14 protein-coding genes are annotated in these 15795 nt (G+C 62.5%); 7 read left to right on the top strand and 7 right to left on the bottom strand.

Annotated elements, in window-relative coordinates; all coding sequences use genetic code 11:
- Position 1 precedes the first annotated feature (1 nt).
- On the bottom strand, positions 2-853 hold the full coding sequence (locus PSV33_RS09620) for a metal-dependent hydrolase (protein ID WP_300561008.1): 852 nt from the start codon (positions 851-853) through the stop codon (positions 2-4).
- Positions 854-1062: 209 nt separating this feature from the next.
- Here PSV33_RS09620 and PSV33_RS09615 point away from each other — a divergent pair, with 209 nt between their 5' ends.
- Positions 1063-3483, top strand: coding sequence for a catalase (locus tag PSV33_RS09615; RefSeq protein ID WP_300561007.1), 2421 nt, complete (start codon positions 1063-1065; stop codon positions 3481-3483).
- A gap of 80 nt (positions 3484-3563) precedes the next feature.
- Here PSV33_RS09615 and PSV33_RS09610 read toward each other — a convergent pair whose 3' ends face one another.
- The 6 genes from PSV33_RS09610 to PSV33_RS09585 all read right to left on the bottom strand — a co-directional run bounded on the left by PSV33_RS09610 (position 3564) and on the right by PSV33_RS09585 (position 8312).
- Positions 3564-4349 carry a peptidylprolyl isomerase gene (locus tag PSV33_RS09610; protein WP_300561006.1) on the bottom strand — a complete coding sequence of 262 codons (786 nt, stop codon included), beginning with the start codon at positions 4347-4349 and terminating at the stop codon, positions 3564-3566.
- 60 nt (positions 4350-4409) lie between these two features.
- Positions 4410-4706 (bottom strand): BolA family transcriptional regulator, encoded by a 297-nt coding sequence (locus PSV33_RS09605; RefSeq protein WP_300561004.1) that lies wholly within the window; start codon positions 4704-4706, stop codon positions 4410-4412.
- Positions 4703-5323 (bottom strand): septation protein A, encoded by a 621-nt coding sequence (locus PSV33_RS09600; RefSeq protein ID WP_300561002.1) that lies wholly within the window; start codon positions 5321-5323, stop codon positions 4703-4705. The genes PSV33_RS09605 and PSV33_RS09600 overlap by 4 nt, the downstream gene beginning before the upstream one ends.
- Positions 5324-5453: 130 nt before the next feature.
- Positions 5454-5864 carry a peptide-methionine (R)-S-oxide reductase MsrB gene (gene msrB, locus PSV33_RS09595; RefSeq protein WP_300520800.1) on the bottom strand — a complete coding sequence of 137 codons (411 nt, stop codon included), beginning with the start codon at positions 5862-5864 and terminating at the stop codon, positions 5454-5456.
- Between the two features lie 39 nt (positions 5865-5903).
- Positions 5904-7382, bottom strand: a complete 1479-nt coding sequence (locus PSV33_RS09590; protein ID WP_300561000.1) for a YdiU family protein — start codon at positions 7380-7382, stop codon at positions 5904-5906.
- 237 nt (positions 7383-7619) lie between these two features.
- Positions 7620-8312 (bottom strand): Crp/Fnr family transcriptional regulator, encoded by a 693-nt coding sequence (locus PSV33_RS09585; RefSeq protein ID WP_300560997.1) that lies wholly within the window; start codon positions 8310-8312, stop codon positions 7620-7622.
- A gap of 331 nt (positions 8313-8643) precedes the next feature.
- Here PSV33_RS09585 and PSV33_RS09580 point away from each other — a divergent pair, with 331 nt between their 5' ends.
- The 6 genes from PSV33_RS09580 to PSV33_RS09555 all read left to right on the top strand — a co-directional run bounded on the left by PSV33_RS09580 (position 8644) and on the right by PSV33_RS09555 (position 15598).
- Entirely contained in the window at positions 8644-10272 is a 1629-nt protein-coding gene (locus PSV33_RS09580) for a 3-(methylthio)propionyl-CoA ligase (RefSeq protein ID WP_300560996.1), read from the top strand.
- A gap of 190 nt (positions 10273-10462) precedes the next feature.
- Positions 10463-11695, top strand: coding sequence for a branched-chain amino acid ABC transporter substrate-binding protein (locus tag PSV33_RS09575; protein ID WP_300560994.1), 1233 nt, complete (start codon positions 10463-10465; stop codon positions 11693-11695).
- A 110-nt stretch (positions 11696-11805) separates the two neighbouring features.
- Positions 11806-12840: a branched-chain amino acid ABC transporter permease gene (locus tag PSV33_RS09570; protein ID WP_300560993.1), complete on the top strand. Its 1035-nt coding sequence runs from the start codon at positions 11806-11808 to the stop codon at positions 12838-12840.
- 3 nt (positions 12841-12843) lie between these two features.
- Entirely contained in the window at positions 12844-14133 is a 1290-nt protein-coding gene (locus PSV33_RS09565) for a branched-chain amino acid ABC transporter permease (protein ID WP_300560991.1), read from the top strand.
- Positions 14133-14903 carry an ABC transporter ATP-binding protein gene (locus PSV33_RS09560; protein WP_300560989.1) on the top strand — a complete coding sequence of 257 codons (771 nt, stop codon included), beginning with the start codon at positions 14133-14135 and terminating at the stop codon, positions 14901-14903. The genes PSV33_RS09565 and PSV33_RS09560 overlap by 1 nt, the downstream gene beginning before the upstream one ends.
- The gene (locus PSV33_RS09555) at positions 14903-15598 is read left to right on the top strand and encodes an ABC transporter ATP-binding protein (RefSeq protein ID WP_300560986.1); all 696 of its coding nucleotides are present in this window, start codon (positions 14903-14905) and stop codon (positions 15596-15598) included. The genes PSV33_RS09560 and PSV33_RS09555 overlap by 1 nt, the downstream gene beginning before the upstream one ends.
- The last annotated feature ends 197 nt before the right edge of the window (positions 15599-15795 follow it).

Raw genomic sequence — 15795 nt, 5'->3', positions numbered from 1 at the left:
GTCAGAAATCGAACTTCTGGCCGGGCTCGCCGGCGAGCATGCGCGGCGTGCCGGGCGCCTTGCCAAGCGCCGCCTCGAACTCTGCCGGCGTGCCGCGCAGCTGCGGCGTGGTGCCATAGTGGATGGGCAGCGCGAACTTCGGCTTGATCATGTCACGCACCGCCATGGCCGCGTCCGCCGGATGCATGACGAAATGGCCACCGATCGGGATCAGCACCAGATCGGGCCGGTACATGTCGCCGATCAGCCGCATGTCGCCGAACACGCCGGTGTCACCCATGTGCCAGATCTTGAAGCCGTTTTCCATCTCCAGGATGAAACCCACTGGCTCGCCGCCGACATGAACCTCGTCCTTGTTGGTGGCCGGGTTCTTCCAGGCGAGTTCGGAAGAATGTTCGGCGCGCACCGCCGTGATCTTCACGCCGTTCGGGCCAAACGGCATGATGGTGCCGCCCTTGCCGAAACGTGGCGCCAGTTCGGCCGGCAGGATGCCCAGCGTGGACACCGTCTGGTTCATGCCGGCCGGGCCGTACATCGGCACCTTGTGCATCCTGGCCAGCGCCGGCGCATCGGCAAAGTGGTCGAAATGGGCATGGGTCACCAGGATCAGGTCAACCTTGCCCAGCGCTTCCAGTGTCCTGAAATTCGCCGGTGTCTTGGGGTTCGAGGTGAGCCAGGGGTCGATCATGATGACCTTGCCCGTGGGGGTGGTGATGCGCGTGGCGGCCTGGCCGAGCCAGAGCACTTCGGTCTTGCCGTTCTGGGCAAAGGCCGCCGTGCTGCACAGCACCAGCAGCGACAGGACGCCAAGGAAGCCGCGCAGCAGCGAGGCACGAACAGTGTGAGTTTCCATGGCAGATCCTGGTTGGTTGGTATGCCATCCATTTGACGTGAGGGCCGCGGTATTCGTCAACCGGGAAGCCCCGGGGACCGCCGGGTTTCCCGCAGGCGGCGCCATGCGGTTTTCCGTCCTGTGCTCAGGGTCGCGTCCTACAAAGCGCAGCGGGGCGAAATCTTACGGTGATCGGTGGCGATTTTGCCTCTCTCAAATTCCTCAAAGCCATGCCCAAAACCAATTCGCCGGTCCCCCCGCGCAAGACCGCCGCCCAAGCCGCCGCTCGCAACACCGACAGTGGCCCCGCGCACCTGCCTTCCGACGGCGGTGCTGACCTGCCCGCCGAAAAAATGGCCCAGGTGGAGGCCCTGGTGGCGGCCATGCCGCACAACCCGACCAAGGCCGCCGAGCACGGCTTTGCCAACGCCATCGCCCCCCAGCGCGGCACCACGGTGAAGCCCGAATCGAGGTTGCCCGGCGGCAGCACCCTGACCGAGGAAAACGGTTCCGAAAAAACCGGCAGCGTCGCACCGGAAGGCCTCAACGCCACCATCGAGCCGCTGGACCGCGTGCGCGTGGACTCTGCCGGTCGCGTCCTCACCACCAACCAGGGCGTGGCCATCTCCGACAACCAGAACTCCCTCAAGGCCGGCCTGCGGGGCCCGGCCTTGCTGGAAGATTTTGTGTTGCGGGAGAAACTCACCCACTTCGACCATGAGCGTATTCCCGAGCGCATCGTGCATGCGCGCGGTTCGGCCGCGCATGGTTTTTTCGAAGCCTATGAACCGCTGACGCGTTTCACCAAGGCCGCGCCCTTCAAGGAAGCCGGCAAGATCACACCCGTGTTTGTGCGTTTTTCGACTGTGGCCGGCGAGCGCGGCTCCAAGGACACGGCACGCGACGTGCGCGGCTTTGCCGTCAAGTTCTACACCGACGAAGGCAACTGGGATCTGGTGGGCAACAACATGCCCGTGTTCTTCATCCAGGACGCGATGAAGTTCCCCGACCTGGTGCACGCCGTCAAGCCGGAGCCGCACAACGCGATGCCGCAGGCCGCCAGTGCGCATGACACTTTCTGGGACTTCGTCTCGCTGATGCCCGAGTCCACCCACATGCTGATGTGGGTGATGTCAGACCGCGCCATTCCGCGCAGCTACGCCACCATGCAGGGCTTCGGCGTGCACAGCTACCGCTTCGTCAATGAGGCGGGCGAGTCGGTGTTCGTCAAGTTCCACTGGGAGCCCAAATACGGCACGCATTCCCTGGTCTGGGACGAGGCGGTGAAGATCTCCGGGGCCGATCCGGACTTCCACCGTCGCGACCTGTGGGAGCGCATCGAGTCGGGCGCCTACCCGGAATGGGAGCTGGGCGTGCAGATCTTCACCGAAGCCCAGGCTGAAGAATTCAGCTTCGACATCCTCGACGCCACCAAGATCATTCCGGAAGAACTGGTACCGGTGCAGAAGGTGGGCCGCATGGTGCTTAACCGCAACCCCGACAACTTCTTTGCGGAGACGGAGCAGGTCGCTTTCTGCACCGCGCATGTGGTGCCCGGCATTGATTTTTCCAATGACCCCCTGCTGGCTGGCCGCATCCACTCCTACGTGGACACCCAGATCTCGCGCCTGGGCGGGCCCAACTTCCATGAGATTCCGATCAACGCGCCGATTGCCCAAGTGCACAACAACCAGCGCGACGGCATGCACCGCCAGGCCATCCACCGCGGCCGGGTCTCCTACGAGCCCAACTCGCTGGCCGGTGGCTGCCCCTTCCAGGCTGGCGCGGCGCAAGGCTTTGTGAGCGTCGCCGCCCGGCTGCAGGCCAAGGAAGAGCAGGCCAAGGTGCGCGGCAAGCCCGAGAAATTTGCCGACCACTACACCCAGGCCACGCTGTTTTACGAAAGCCAGACGCCGGTCGAGCAGGCGCACATCGCGGCCGCCTTCCGCTTCGAGCTGAGCAAGGTCACCGTGCCCGCCATCCGCGAACGCATGGTGGCTTCACTGCGCAATGCCTCGGAGGCGCTGGCCCGCGAGGTGGGGCAGGGCCTGGGCATGGACGTTTTGCCCGCAGCACTGCCGCGCGCACTCGCCAAACCGGCCAGGCCCGAGGTCATGATGTCGCCCAAGCTGTCCCTGCTGGCCCGGCCTGGGGACGGCTCCGTCCAGGGCCGCAAGGTCGCCGTGCTGGTGGCGCCCGGCGTGGCCGGCGAGTCGATCGCGCAGGTTCAGGCCGCGCTGTTTGCGCAGGGCGCCGTGGCGCGCCTGGTGGCGCCGCGTATTGGACCTCTGCCCACCCTGGAAGGCGACACGCTGGAGGCCGACGCCTCCCTGGAGAACGAACCCGGTTTCCTGTTTGACGCCCTGGTGCTGCCCGACGGCGAGCAGGCCGTGGCGGCGCTGGCCAGGAACGGGCACACGATGGAGTTCATCAAGGACCAGTACCGCCATGGCAAAACCCTGCTGGTGCTGGGCGCCTCGCGCGCCCTGATCGACCAGGCCGGGGTGCCGGCCACCCTGCCCGGAGGCAAGGCCGACCCTGGTCTGCTCATGGCCGAGGCCGGCAAGACGGACGGCGCGATCGAGGCTTTCATTGCAGCACTCGCCGGGCCGCGCCATGCAGAAAGGGAAACCGACCCACCCCTGGTCTGAGGCCCGGGGCGGACATGAAAAAAGCGGCTCAAGAGCCGCTTTTTTTTCAGGGGAGGCAGACGCCTGGTCTGCCCCCATGATCACTCGACCTTGGCCTTCTCGCGCAGGCCTTGCTGGAAGGCTGCGAGTTTTTGCTGCTGCATCTGCTGGGCGATCTGCGGCTTGAGTTCTTCAAACGGTGGCAGCTGGGCAGTGCGGATGTCGTCCACGCGGATGACGTGGTAGCCGAACTGGGTTTTCACCGGCACGTCGGTCAGCTGGCCCTTGTTCATCTTGGTCATGGCCTCGGCAAACTCGGGAACGTAGCTGCTCGGGTTGGCCCAGTCCAGGTCGCCGCCGTTGGCGCCGGAGCCTGCGTCCTTGGAGGACTTCTTGGCGATGTCTTCAAACTTGCCGCCTTTTTTCAGGCTGGCGATGATGGCCTTGGCCTCGTCTTCTTTTTCCACCAGGATGTGGCGCGCCTTGTATTCCTTGCCGCCATTGGCCGCGACGAACTTGTCGTACTCGCCCTTGAGGTCGGCGTCGGTCACCGGGTTTTTCTTCTGGAAATCGGCGAACAGCTCGCGGATCAGGATGGCCTGGCGGGCCAGTTCCATCTGCGTCTTGAAGTCGTCGCTGGCCGACAGGCCGCGTTTCTCGGCTTCCTGCATGAAGACCTCGCGGGCGATGACTTCTTCCTTGATCTGGCCCTGCATTTCAGGGGTGACCGGACGGCCGGAGCGCGCCAGTTGCTGCGCCAGTGCGTCCACGCGGGCCTTGGGCACGGCCTTGCCATTGACGATGGCAATGTTCTGGGCAAATGCACCCGATGCGCCCACAGCCATCAGGCCAGTCAGCGCGCTTGCCAGTAAAAAATGTTTTTTCATGGTTTCCTTGGGAACTCTTTGGAGGGGTAAGAGGCGACCCCGTTGCCGGGGTGCCCGCAATCAGGGGTTTTTAATGATTTCAATGGCCAGCGCATGCAGGCCCTGGTCAATGAAATTTTGCAGTGCATCATACACAAGCCGGTGGCAGGCCACCCGGTTTTTCCCGTCAAACACCGGGCTCGCAATACGCACGCGAAAGTGGCTGCCGAAACCTTGCGCATTGGCGCCAGTGTGGCCGGCGTGGGCCGCGCTTTCGTCGATCACCTCGAGCAGGCTCGGGCTCAGGCGCTCGCGCAGCTGCGCCTCGATGCGGGCCGCGTGAACGGGCAGGGCGGTAGAGGGGGCAGCGGGCATCATGGTTCGGTCTTGACGTGTTTGTTCAGGAAAACCGCCTGTGCCAGCACAAAAACCAGCATCAGACCCAGGCCACCGAACAGCTTGAAGTTGACCCAGGTGGCCGTGGGGAAGTTGAAGGCCACCCACAGGTTGAGCACACCCATGACCGCAAAAAATGCGATCCAGCTGTAGTTGACCTTGCGCCAGATCGCGTCCGGCAGGCTCATCTGCGCGCCCATCAGCTGCTGGATGCCATTTTTGCCGAACACCAGCTGCCCGACCAGCAGCGCGCCGCCCATGACCCAGTACAGCACGGTGGGCTTCCACTTGATGAAGCTTTCGCTGTGGAAATAAATCGTGGCGCCGCCGAGCAGGGTGACCAGTCCCAGGCTGACCCAGAGCATGGTGTCGATCTTGCGGCCGCGCGCCACCAGCCAGAGAATCTGCGCCAGGGTGGCCAGGATCACCACCACGGTGGCGAGCAACACCGGCGCTTCGGCAGGCCCGACCACGCCGCCGGAGACCATGAAGCCGAGCCAGTCGGTCGCCGTCTGCGCCGACCAGGCGGTGTTGGCCTCGGCGTACTTGAACATGCCGAAGAAAAGAACAATGGGCAGGAAGTCGAACAGGATTTTCATCAGCAGATTATCAGGGGCAACGCCCCGTTCTTTTCAAGCAGGGGCCGCAGAACCGGCTTCGCCGGGCCGCAGGCGCAAGCGCCCCCTCGGGGCCAGCGCAGTACGCACAGCGACAAGCGCGGAAGCTTCGTCACTTTTTCTCAAAATCAAGGGAAGCGGAGTTCATGCAATAACGCAGGCCGGTGGGCGTGGGGCCGTCCGGGAAGACATGGCCCAGGTGGGCGCCGCAGTTGGCGCAGACCGTTTCGGTGCGTGTCATGCCGTAGGCGCGGTCCACGTGTTCTTCGATCGCGCCTTCTTTGACTTCCTGCGAAAAGCTGGGCCAACCGCAGCCGGCGTCAAACTTGGTCGAGGCGTCGAACAGTTCGGCATCGCAGCAGATGCAGCGGTAGGTGCCCGGTTCAAAGGTCTTGTCGTATTTACCGGTGAAGGCGCGTTCGGTGGCCGCGTGGCGGGTCACCTCGAAAGCACCGGGCTCGGCACCCTTCTCGGCGAGCAGGGCTTTCCACTCGGCATCTGTTTTCTGGATTTTCGGGGGCATGGCTTGACCTTTTGGGGATGTTCTGGGATCTACTGACGCTTACGAACTGCAGCTGATTTCGATGGAAGCCGCCCAGTCGGGCGGAAAACCGGCATGGCTGTCGTGACCTGGATGCTCTTCAAATGGGGCCTGCAGCAGGGTGAGCAAGGTGTTGACCCCGGAAAAGTCTTTTAGTTTCGCCGCCTGGATCGCCTGCTCGCCGAGATGGTTGCGCAACACGTACTTCGGATTGTTCTTAAGCATCAAATCGGCCGCCAGCCCTTGTTCCACCTGCGCAAGGCGCTCTGAATACTGTAGCGCCCAGGCGTCGAAGGCAGCCCGGTCCAGGAACAGGTCGCGCACCGTTTCGCGGCCTTGGGGCGTCTGGAAGTGGCACAGCCGGCGCCAGAAGATGGTGTAGTCGACCTTGTCCGCGGCCAGCAGCTTGAAGGTGGTTTCGATCAGGGCCTTGTCCTGCGGGCGGGCCTCCGACAGGCCCAGCTTGGCGCGCATGCGAGCCTCCAGCGCCTCGGGGAAAACGGTCTTGTAGGACTCCAGCGCGGCCAGCGCCTGCTCCTGCGCCTCGATCAGCGGCAGCAGGGCCTGGCCCAGGCAAAACAGGTTCCAGTAGGCGATGTTGGGCTGCTTGTTGTAGGCGTAACGACCCTGGGTGTCCGAGTGGTTGCAGACGTGGCCCGGATCAAAGGCATCGAGAAACTGGAAAGGACCGTAGTCGACGGTCAGGCCCAGGATGCTCATGTTGTCGGTGTTCATCACACCGTGGCAGAAACCAGTGGCCTGCCAGGCCGCCATCAGGTGGGCGGTGCGTTCGCTGACAGCCTGAAGCAGGGCGGCATAAGGCTGGGCGCTGTCGCGACAGGCGGGGTAAAAGTGGTCGATCACGAAGTCGGCCAGCACCTTGAGCTGCCCGTGCTGGTCGCTGTAGCTGAAATGCTCGAAGTGCCCGAAGCGGATGAAGCTTGGCGATGTGCGGGCCACCACGGCAGCCGTTTCGATCTCTTCACGCCGGACCTTGGCATCCGAGCCGGTGACACACAGGGCGCGTGTCGTGGGAATGCCCAGGCCATGCATGGCCTCCGAACAAAGATACTCGCGGATCGAGCTGCGCAGTACAGCGCGGCCATCGCCCATGCGCGAGTAAGGCGTCATGCCAGCGCCCTTGAGTTGCACCTCCTGAGGTCCGCCCGGGGTTGCCAGTTCGCCCAGCAGGATGGCCCGTCCGTCACCGAGCTGGCCGGCCCACTGGCCGAACTGGTGGCCGCTGTAGACGCTGGCCAGCGGCTGCGAACCGGGGGCCACCTGGTTACCGGTGAACAGCGCCAGGGCTTCCTGCGATTCAAACCAGGCTTCGTCCAGGCCCAGTTCACGGGCCAGGGCCTGGTTGCGGCTGACCCAATACGGTGCCGGCAAAGGGCTGGGAAGGCGGTCGGTGTAAAAGTCCGTGCCCAGCCGGGCAAAGCGATTGGCCCACTTCAGGCCGGGGATTGCCGCAGGCGGCTCGCCGATGACAGAGTTCATTCGGTCATTGTCCTATGGAGCCCTGCGACCCTGTGCCGGTGGGGTTAAGCCGTTTGGGCCAACCGGGGGCAAGGGAACCGGCTTCGCCGGGCCGCAGGCGCAGCGACCCTGAGGGGCTGAAGCCTGAGGCTCAAAAATCTGCCTGCGCAGGTTTGGACAGGCGACACAAGCACTGCCTCTGGCGAGCGGCGACCTGCAAGGCCTCGCGCTGTACGCGAAGCGACAAGCGTGGGGGCCTTATCCTCCCTCGGACCGGACCGCGTAAGCGGCCAGCGCCTGTTCGTCAAGCATGGCGACGCGTCCAAACTCCAGCGACACCAGGCCCTCCAGTTCCAGCGCCTTGAGGGCCCGGTTGACTGTCTGCCGCGACAATCCGGCCAGATGGCCGAGTTCTTCCTGCGACAGCACCAGCCGGCGCCGGCCTTGCCAGAACACGCGGCTCAGGTACAGGGCCACGCGCTGCTCCGGGGAGCGCAGGCGTTCCGCCTCGATGATGGTCATGGCCTGGCCCAGGCGCCGGTTCAGGTGCGCGACCAGAAAGTGGTTGAAAGGCAGGCTGTGGGCCAGCAGTTCATCAAACTGGGCGCGTGGCAGGCACAGCAGCAGAGTGTCGCGCAGGGCAATCACGTCATAGCGGCGCGGCTCGGTTTTCAGGGCCGAGCCTTCGCCAAACCATTCGCCGTCCGGGACCCCCAGAAAAGCCGAAACACGACCTGTGCACGAGGTGCTTTGCAGCTTGACCAGGCCCGACAGCACTGCATACCAGCCCTTGACCGGGGAACCCGCCGCCAGCAAGACCTCGCCCTTGCGACCCGACAGCGTGAGGGTGCGCTCCAGCAGGCGGGTCTGGGTATCGGCGGACAAGGCGGAAAACCAGGGCTGGCCGCGCAGAAAGCGGTGGTGCGGGAAAGCGGCTTCGTCAAGTGACATGGGGCGATTGTCTACGTAGCAGGGGGCCAGCGCCTGGCCGTGATGGGGATGCCCGAGCATCATGGGGTTTGTACCTACGAACTGTCGGAGCAGCGACATCTCTTGCTGGCTCCGGCCACCGCGGTGCATAGTGCGGCATGGCGTTGTGGTGGGAGCGCCCATCCGGCCCCTTGCGCATGTCAAGAAAAACCAGGACACCGTTCCCGCGCTGTCGCCAAGGTGCCGATTGAGTCGCTGGTGAGCCTGGAACACGCGGCCCGGGCGTTACCATGCGGTTACCAGGCAGCCAGACGGTACCGAATTTTTTGCGGACAAGAAAAGGAAACAAAACATGTTGGGTTTGATGCAGAACCAGCCATTGCTGATTTCATCGCTGATCGATTTTGCGGAGCGCCATCACGGCGATGCAGAGATTGTTTCGCGCCGCGTTGAAGGCGACATTCATCGCTACACCTACCGAGACGTGGCGCGCCGCTCTCGCCAGGTGGCGGGCGCACTGGATGCGCTCAAGCTGCAGTTCAGCGACCGGGTCGCCACGCTGGCCTGGAACGGCTACCGCCACCTCGAGCTGTATTTCGGCGTCAGCGGCTCCGGCCGCGTGTTGCACACGCTGAACCCGCGCCTGCACCCCGACCTGGTCGCCTGGATCGCCAACCATGCCGAAGACCAGGTGCTGTGTTTTGACATGTCCTTCCTCCCGCTGGTGCAGGCTTTCCATGCGAAGTGCACCACCATCAAGCATTACATCGCGCTGTGCGATGAGGACAAGCTGCCCACCGACAGCGGCATCCCCAACCTGAGCAGTTACGAAGCCTGGATTGCACCGCATTCGGCCGATTACAAGTGGCCCAGCTTCGACGAAAACTCGGCCTCGAGCATGTGTTACACCAGCGGCACCACGGGCAACCCGAAAGCGGCGCTGTACAGCCACCGCTCGACCATCCTGCATGCCTACGCCGCGGCACTGCCCGACGTGATGTGCCTGAGCGCACGCGATTCCATCCTGCCGGTGGTGCCCATGTTCCACGTCAACGCCTGGGGCATCCCGTATTCAGCCGCGCTGACCGGTGCCAAGCTGGTGTTTCCCGGTCCGGCGCTGGATGGCAAGTCGATTTATGAACTGATCGAATCCGAGAAGGTGAGCTACGCCGCCGGCGTGCCCACCGTCTGGCAGATGATGCTGGGCCACATGAAGCCCGCCGGACTGAAGTTCTCGACCCTCAAACGCACCGTCATTGGCGGCTCGGCCTGTCCGCCCGCGATGATCCACGCCTTCCAGGAGGACTACGGCGTCGAGGTGCTGCACGCCTGGGGCATGACCGAAATGTCACCACTGGGTACCTTGTGCACGCTGAAGAACAAGCATCTGAGCATGTCCAAGGATGAGCAGATGAAGATCAGGCTCAAGCAGGGGCGTGCCATCTACGGCGTGGACATGAAGATCGTGGACCCCGAAGGCAAGGAAATTGTCTGGGACGGCAAGGCATTCGGCGACCTGCATGTCAAAGGTCCCTGGATCGTGGCCGAGTACTTCAAGGGTGAGGGCGGCGACCCGCTGGTGGACGGCTGGTTCCCTACCGGCGACGTCGCCACCATCGACCCGGATGGATACATGCAGATCACCGACCGCAGCAAGGACGTGATCAAGTCCGGCGGCGAGTGGATCAGCTCCATCGACATCGAAAACATCGCCGTGGCGCATCCCGCCGTGGCCATGGCGGCCTGCATTGGCGTGAGGCATCCCAAGTGGGACGAGCGCCCCATCATTGCGGTGGTGAAAAAGCCGGGCGCTGAAGTCACCCGCGAGGAGCTGCTCAGTTTCTACGAAGGCAAGACGGCCAAGTGGCAGATTCCGGACGACGTCGTGTTTGTCGATGCGATTCCCCTGGGCGCGACCGGAAAAATGCTCAAGACACGCCTGCGCGAGCAGCTCAAGGACTACACCTTGCCCGGCATGTGAAGCGGCGCTTGGCGCAGCCGGCAAAGGGTTCGGTGGCGCGGCTCATTCCGCGCTGCAGAATGCCCGGATTTTTCTGCCGCGGCGATTTGTCACCTGCGCGATAGTCAGGCTGGTTTTTACGGGCAATCCCCTACGTTGCAGCGCACAAAAACTTGTACTCTGCCCTTATCAGTTAACAAGGAGACATTTGATGAAATTGACCATGAAAATTGTTGCAGCGACAGCCATGATGATTGCTGCCGGTGTGTCCTTCGCCCAAAAGGGCGAGACCGTCAAAATGGTCAGGATTGACCCCCTGACCGGGTTGCTCGGGCCGGTGGGCGTCAGCCAGATCAAGGGTTACCAGTTTTTTGCCGAGAAGTTCAGCGGCGCGGGCAACCCGGCAGGCGTGAAGTTTGAAATCACCCCGATTGACAACAAGCTCAGCCCCGCTGAAAGCCTGAACGCCCTCAAGGCGGCCATCGACCAGGGGGCCCGTTACATCGTTCAGGGCAACGGTTCTTCGGTGGCGCTGGCGCTGTCCGATGCCGTGACCAAACACAATGAGCGCAATCCCGGCAAGGAAGTGCTGTATCTCAACGACTCGGCCGTTGATCCCGATCTGACCAACAGCAAGTGCAGCTACTGGCACTTCCGCTTTGATGCCGACACCACCATGAAAATGGAAGCCATGTCGAGCTTCATGGTGGACCAGAAAGACATCAAGAAGGTCTACCTGCTGAACCAGAACTACTCGCACGGCCACCAGGTTGCCAAGTATGCCAAGGAGACCCTGGCTCGCAAGCGCCCGGACATCCAGATTGTCGGCGAAGACCTGCACCCGATCGCCCAGGTTCGTGACTTTGCACCGTACATCGCCAAGATCAAGGCCTCCGGCGCCGACACCGTGATCACCGGCAACTGGGGTTCCGACCTCTCGTTGCTGATCAAGGCCGCCAATGAAGGCGGGTACAACGGCAAGTTCTTCACTTACTACGCCGGCGTCACCGGCACGCCGACCGCCCTGGGTCAGAACGGCGCGGGACGTGTCTACCAGATCGCGTACAACCACTACAACATGGGTGGGCAGATGGACAAATGGATGAAGGAGTTCAAGGCCAAGTACAACGACGACTTCTACACCGGCTCGACCATCCGCATCTATGAAATGCTGGGCGCGGCCATGGCCAAGGCCAAGTCCACCGACCCCGTCAAGGTTGCCGCCGCGCTGGAAGGCATGAAGGTCAAGAGCTTCAACGGCGAAGTTGAAATGCGCAAGACTGACCACCAGTTGCAGCAGCCGCTGTACATGTCGGTCTGGGAAAAGGCCAGCGCCAAATATCCCTACAGCCCTGAAAACACGGGCATGACCATGGTGCCGCTCAAGGAGTATCCGAACTATGTCTCGAGCACACCCACCAGCTGCCAGATGAAACGCCCCTGAGGCATCGGGGCCGGCCAGCGTTGACAGGCCCTGACACCAGAAACAAGAGCCCGAGCGGGTCTGCCGTATCGGGCTCTTTTATTTTTCACTGATGAGGAAGGTCGACAGGCATGGAGTTTTTCATCATCTCGATGCTGAACGGGCTGAGCTACGGGCTTTTGCTGTTCATGCTGAGTTCCGGGCTCACGCTGATTTTCAGCATGATGGGCGTCCTGAATTTTGCGCACGCCAGCTTTTACATGCTGGGCGCCTATGTAGGCTACAGCGTGGCCGAGTTCGTCGGTTTCTGGCCGGCGCTGGTCGTCGCACCCCTGGTGGTCGGCGCCCTGGGCGCGCTGTTTGAACGGCAGTTTTTGCGCAAGGTACACAAGTTCGGGCATGTCCCCGAATTGCTGATCACTTTCGGCCTGTCGTACGTGATTGTTGAGCTGGTGCAGCTGATCTGGGGCCGCATTGCCGTGGAATTTCACCCGCCCGCAGTACTTCAAGGCCCCGTTTTCACCCTGATCAACGATTCCGTCAAGGGCTTGAGCCTGATCTGGGGTGTCGCGCCTGCGGAGCTGTGCAGCGCGGCCGATGCCGCTGTGCGGATTGTCTGCTCGCCGTTTCCCGCCACGCGGGGTTTCATGATGCTGGTCGCGCTGGTGATGCTGGCCGCTGTCTGGCTGCTGCTGACCCGCACCCGCATCGGCATGGTGATCCAGGCCGCACTGACACACCCGGAAGCAGTGGAGTCCCTGGGCCACAACGTTCCCCGCGTGTTCATGATGGTGTTCGGCGCGGGCTCTGCCCTGGCGGGACTGGCGGGCGTGATCGGCGGCAGCACCTTCCTCACGGAGCCGGCCATGGCTGCGACCGTGGGATCTGTCATCTTTGTGGTGGTTGTGGTCGGCGGCATGGGCTCCCTGTCCGGGGCGTTCGTGGCCTCCCTGCTGATTGGCGTCATCCAGACTTTCGCCGTGGCTTTCGACTATTCACTGGCGACCCTGGCGCAACAGATCGGCCTGCCGCTCAGTGCTGGCGTGGCGGACAACTCCTACATCAAGCTCACACTGTCGCAGGTGGCGCCCATCCTTCCTTACCTTTTCCTGGTGCTCATCCTGATCTTCAGGCCACGCGGTCTGCTGGGCAAACGGGAGGGCTGATTCATGAAAACCCACTATCAATTTGCGCCTCTCAACATCGGGCGCTGGCTCACATGGGGGCTGTTCGCCCTTGTTCTGGCTGTCGCGCCGCTGATGTTTTCCAGCGGGTTGGCCATGACCGTGCTGTCCCAGATGGGGATTGCCATCATCGCCTGCCTGTCCTACAACATGCTGCTGGGGCAGGGCGGCATGTTGAGTTTCGGCCATGCGGTGTACACCGGCCTGGGCTCGTTTCTGGCCATTCATGCGCTCAACAGCGTCAGCAACGGCTCCCTGCCGCTGCCGGTGTCGCTGGTACCCATCGTGGGTGGATTGGCCGGTGTGGGTTTTGCGGTGCTGTTCGGTTATGTCACCACCCGCAAGTCCGGTACGACCTTTGCCATGATCACGCTGGGCCTGGGTGAACTTGTCTTTGCGCTATCGCTCATGATCCCCGAGTTTTTCGGCGGGGAGGGTGGCGTGTCAGGCAACCGGGTGACCGGCACAGCCCGACTGGGCATCACCTTTGGTCCACAGATTCAGGTGTATTACCTGATTGCCGTCTACACCTTCGTCGCGGTCGCGGCCATGTTTGCCTTCACCCGAACGCCGCTGGGCCGCATGCTCAATGCCGTGCGCGACAACCCGGAGCGCGTCGAGTTTGTCGGTTATGACACCCAGCGGGTGCGTTACATCGCCTTCATCATCGCCGGATTTTTTGCCGGCATCTCGGGCGGGTTGGCAGCGCTCAATTTCGAGATCGTCACAGCAGAAGTGGTTGGAGCCGCACGGTCGGGGGCCTACCTGCTGTTCACCTTTCTGGGCGGCGCCACCTTCTTCTTCGGGCCCATCATTGGCGCCATCCTGATGGTGCTGGCCTTTGTGCTGCTGTCCGAGTTCACCAAGGCCTGGCTGCTTTACCTGGGCCTGATTTTCCTGTTCATGGTCATGTACGCCCCCGGCGGCATTGCCAGCCTGATCATGATGAATCTGCGCGTGGCTCTGTATGGCAAGCTTCGGCAGCTGTGGGTCAGCTACCTCGCGCTAGCTGTCACCGCGCTGGTCCTGCTGCTGGGCGCGGGCGCCATGATCGAAATGGTCTATCACCTGCAGCTCAACACCACGCTGGGCTCCAAGCTGCAGTTCCTGGGCGTGCCCCTGGATGCCAAAAGTGTCAACAGCTGGTTCGGTGCGGCACTGGTCATGCTGACCGGACTGGGCCTGTTCGAGGTCACGCGCCGGCAGTTCCTGCAGGAGTGGGGCGAGATCCAGGAATACATTGAAAAAGAAATCAAGCGCAGGGAGGCCCTCTAATGACCTACGCACTTGAACTCAAAGACCTGCGCAAGAGTTTCGGCAAGACCGAAATCATCCGCGGCGTCAATCTTGCAGTGACCGCCGGCGAGCGGGTCGGCATCATAGGCCCCAACGGTGCCGGCAAATCCACACTGTTCAACCTCATCAGCGGGCGCTTCGCGCCCACCAGCGGCGAGGTGCTGCTCAACGGCCAGCGCATCGACGGCAAGAAGCCGTTCGAGATCAACCGGGCCGGCCTGTCGCGCAGCTTCCAGATCACCAACATCTTTCCCAAGCTCAGTGTGTTCGAGAACCTGCGCTGCGGTGTGCTCTGGAGCCTGGGCTACAAATACACCTTCCTGAAGTTCCTGGCCGACCTCGACGATGCCAACGAGCGCGCCGAGGAACTGATGCAGATGATCAAGCTCGACAAAAAACGCGATGTGCTGGCCATCAACCTGACCTATGCCGAGCAGCGCGCGCTGGAGATCGGCATCACCATTGCCGGCGGCGCCAACGTCATCCTGCTTGACGAGCCGACCGCCGGCATGAGCCGCAGCGAAACCAGCCGTTTCATCAGCCTGATCAAGGAGGTCACGGTCGGTAAAACCCTGCTCACGGTCGAGCACGACATGGGGGTGGTTTTCGGGCTGGCCGACAAGATCGCGGTGGTGGTTTACGGGGAATTGCTGGCCTTTGACGTGCCCGAAGCGGTGCGCGCCAATGCGCGCGTGCAGGAAGCCTACCTGGGCTCCCACGTCGCAGAATCACAGGCAGGAGGCCACTGATGTTGAAAGTAGAAAACCTCCACGCCTACTACGGCAAGAGCCATGTGTTGCACGGCGTTCATTTCGACGTCCAGCCCGGTGAAATTGTGGCGCTGCTGGGCCGCAACGGTTCGGGGCGGTCCACCACGGCCAAAGCCATCATGGGCCTTGTGGAATGCGAAGGCGAGATCCAGTGGAAAAACCGCCGCATCACCGGCCAGAAAGCTTACGAGATCGCCCACCTCGGCATTGGTTACGTACCGGAAAATCGCGATATTTTCCCTACGCTCACGGTGCACCAGAACCTGATGCTGGGCCAGAAAGGCAAGGGCAAAGGCAGCCGCTGGTCGTTTGAGGACATGTACCAGATGTTTCCCCGCCTCAGGGAGCGCCAGCACACCGAAGCCGGCGTGTTGTCCGGCGGCGAGCAGCAAATGCTCACGCTGTGCCGCGCGCTGATGGGCGACCCGGACCTGATCATCATCGACGAGCCGACAGAAGGGCTGGCGCCCAAGATTGTCGAACTGGTGGGCCAATACCTGCAGACCCTGAAGGCCAAGGGGATTTCGGTGCTGCTGATTGAGCAGAAGCTGACAATTGCCATGGCCATTTCAGACCGCGCGCTGGTCATGGGCCACGGCAGCATCGTGTTTGAAGGCACGCCGGAAAGCCTGCGCGCCGACGCCTATACCCGCAAGGAGTGGCTGGAAGTCTGAAGCAGGCTTTGTCACGACAGGGACAAGGCCGGCAGCGGCAAGGCTTGCAGTGCGCAGCCAGCCTTCTACAATGACAAATAGAACGGTCGTACTATTTTTTGGACGCTCGCCGTTTGAGAATCATCACCTGATCCCGCCAACCGCCGGGTAACACGCAACAAAGGAAAAGCAAATGACAGCCAAATACGAAGTCCACG

It is taken from the genome of Polaromonas sp. (genome assembly GCF_029945895.1).
In the GTDB taxonomy this organism is placed as follows: Bacteria; Pseudomonadota; Gammaproteobacteria; order Burkholderiales; family Burkholderiaceae_C; genus Polaromonas.
The sequence above is the reverse complement of the archived record's forward strand: the minus strand, read 5'-3'. Positions and strand labels throughout refer to the sequence as shown.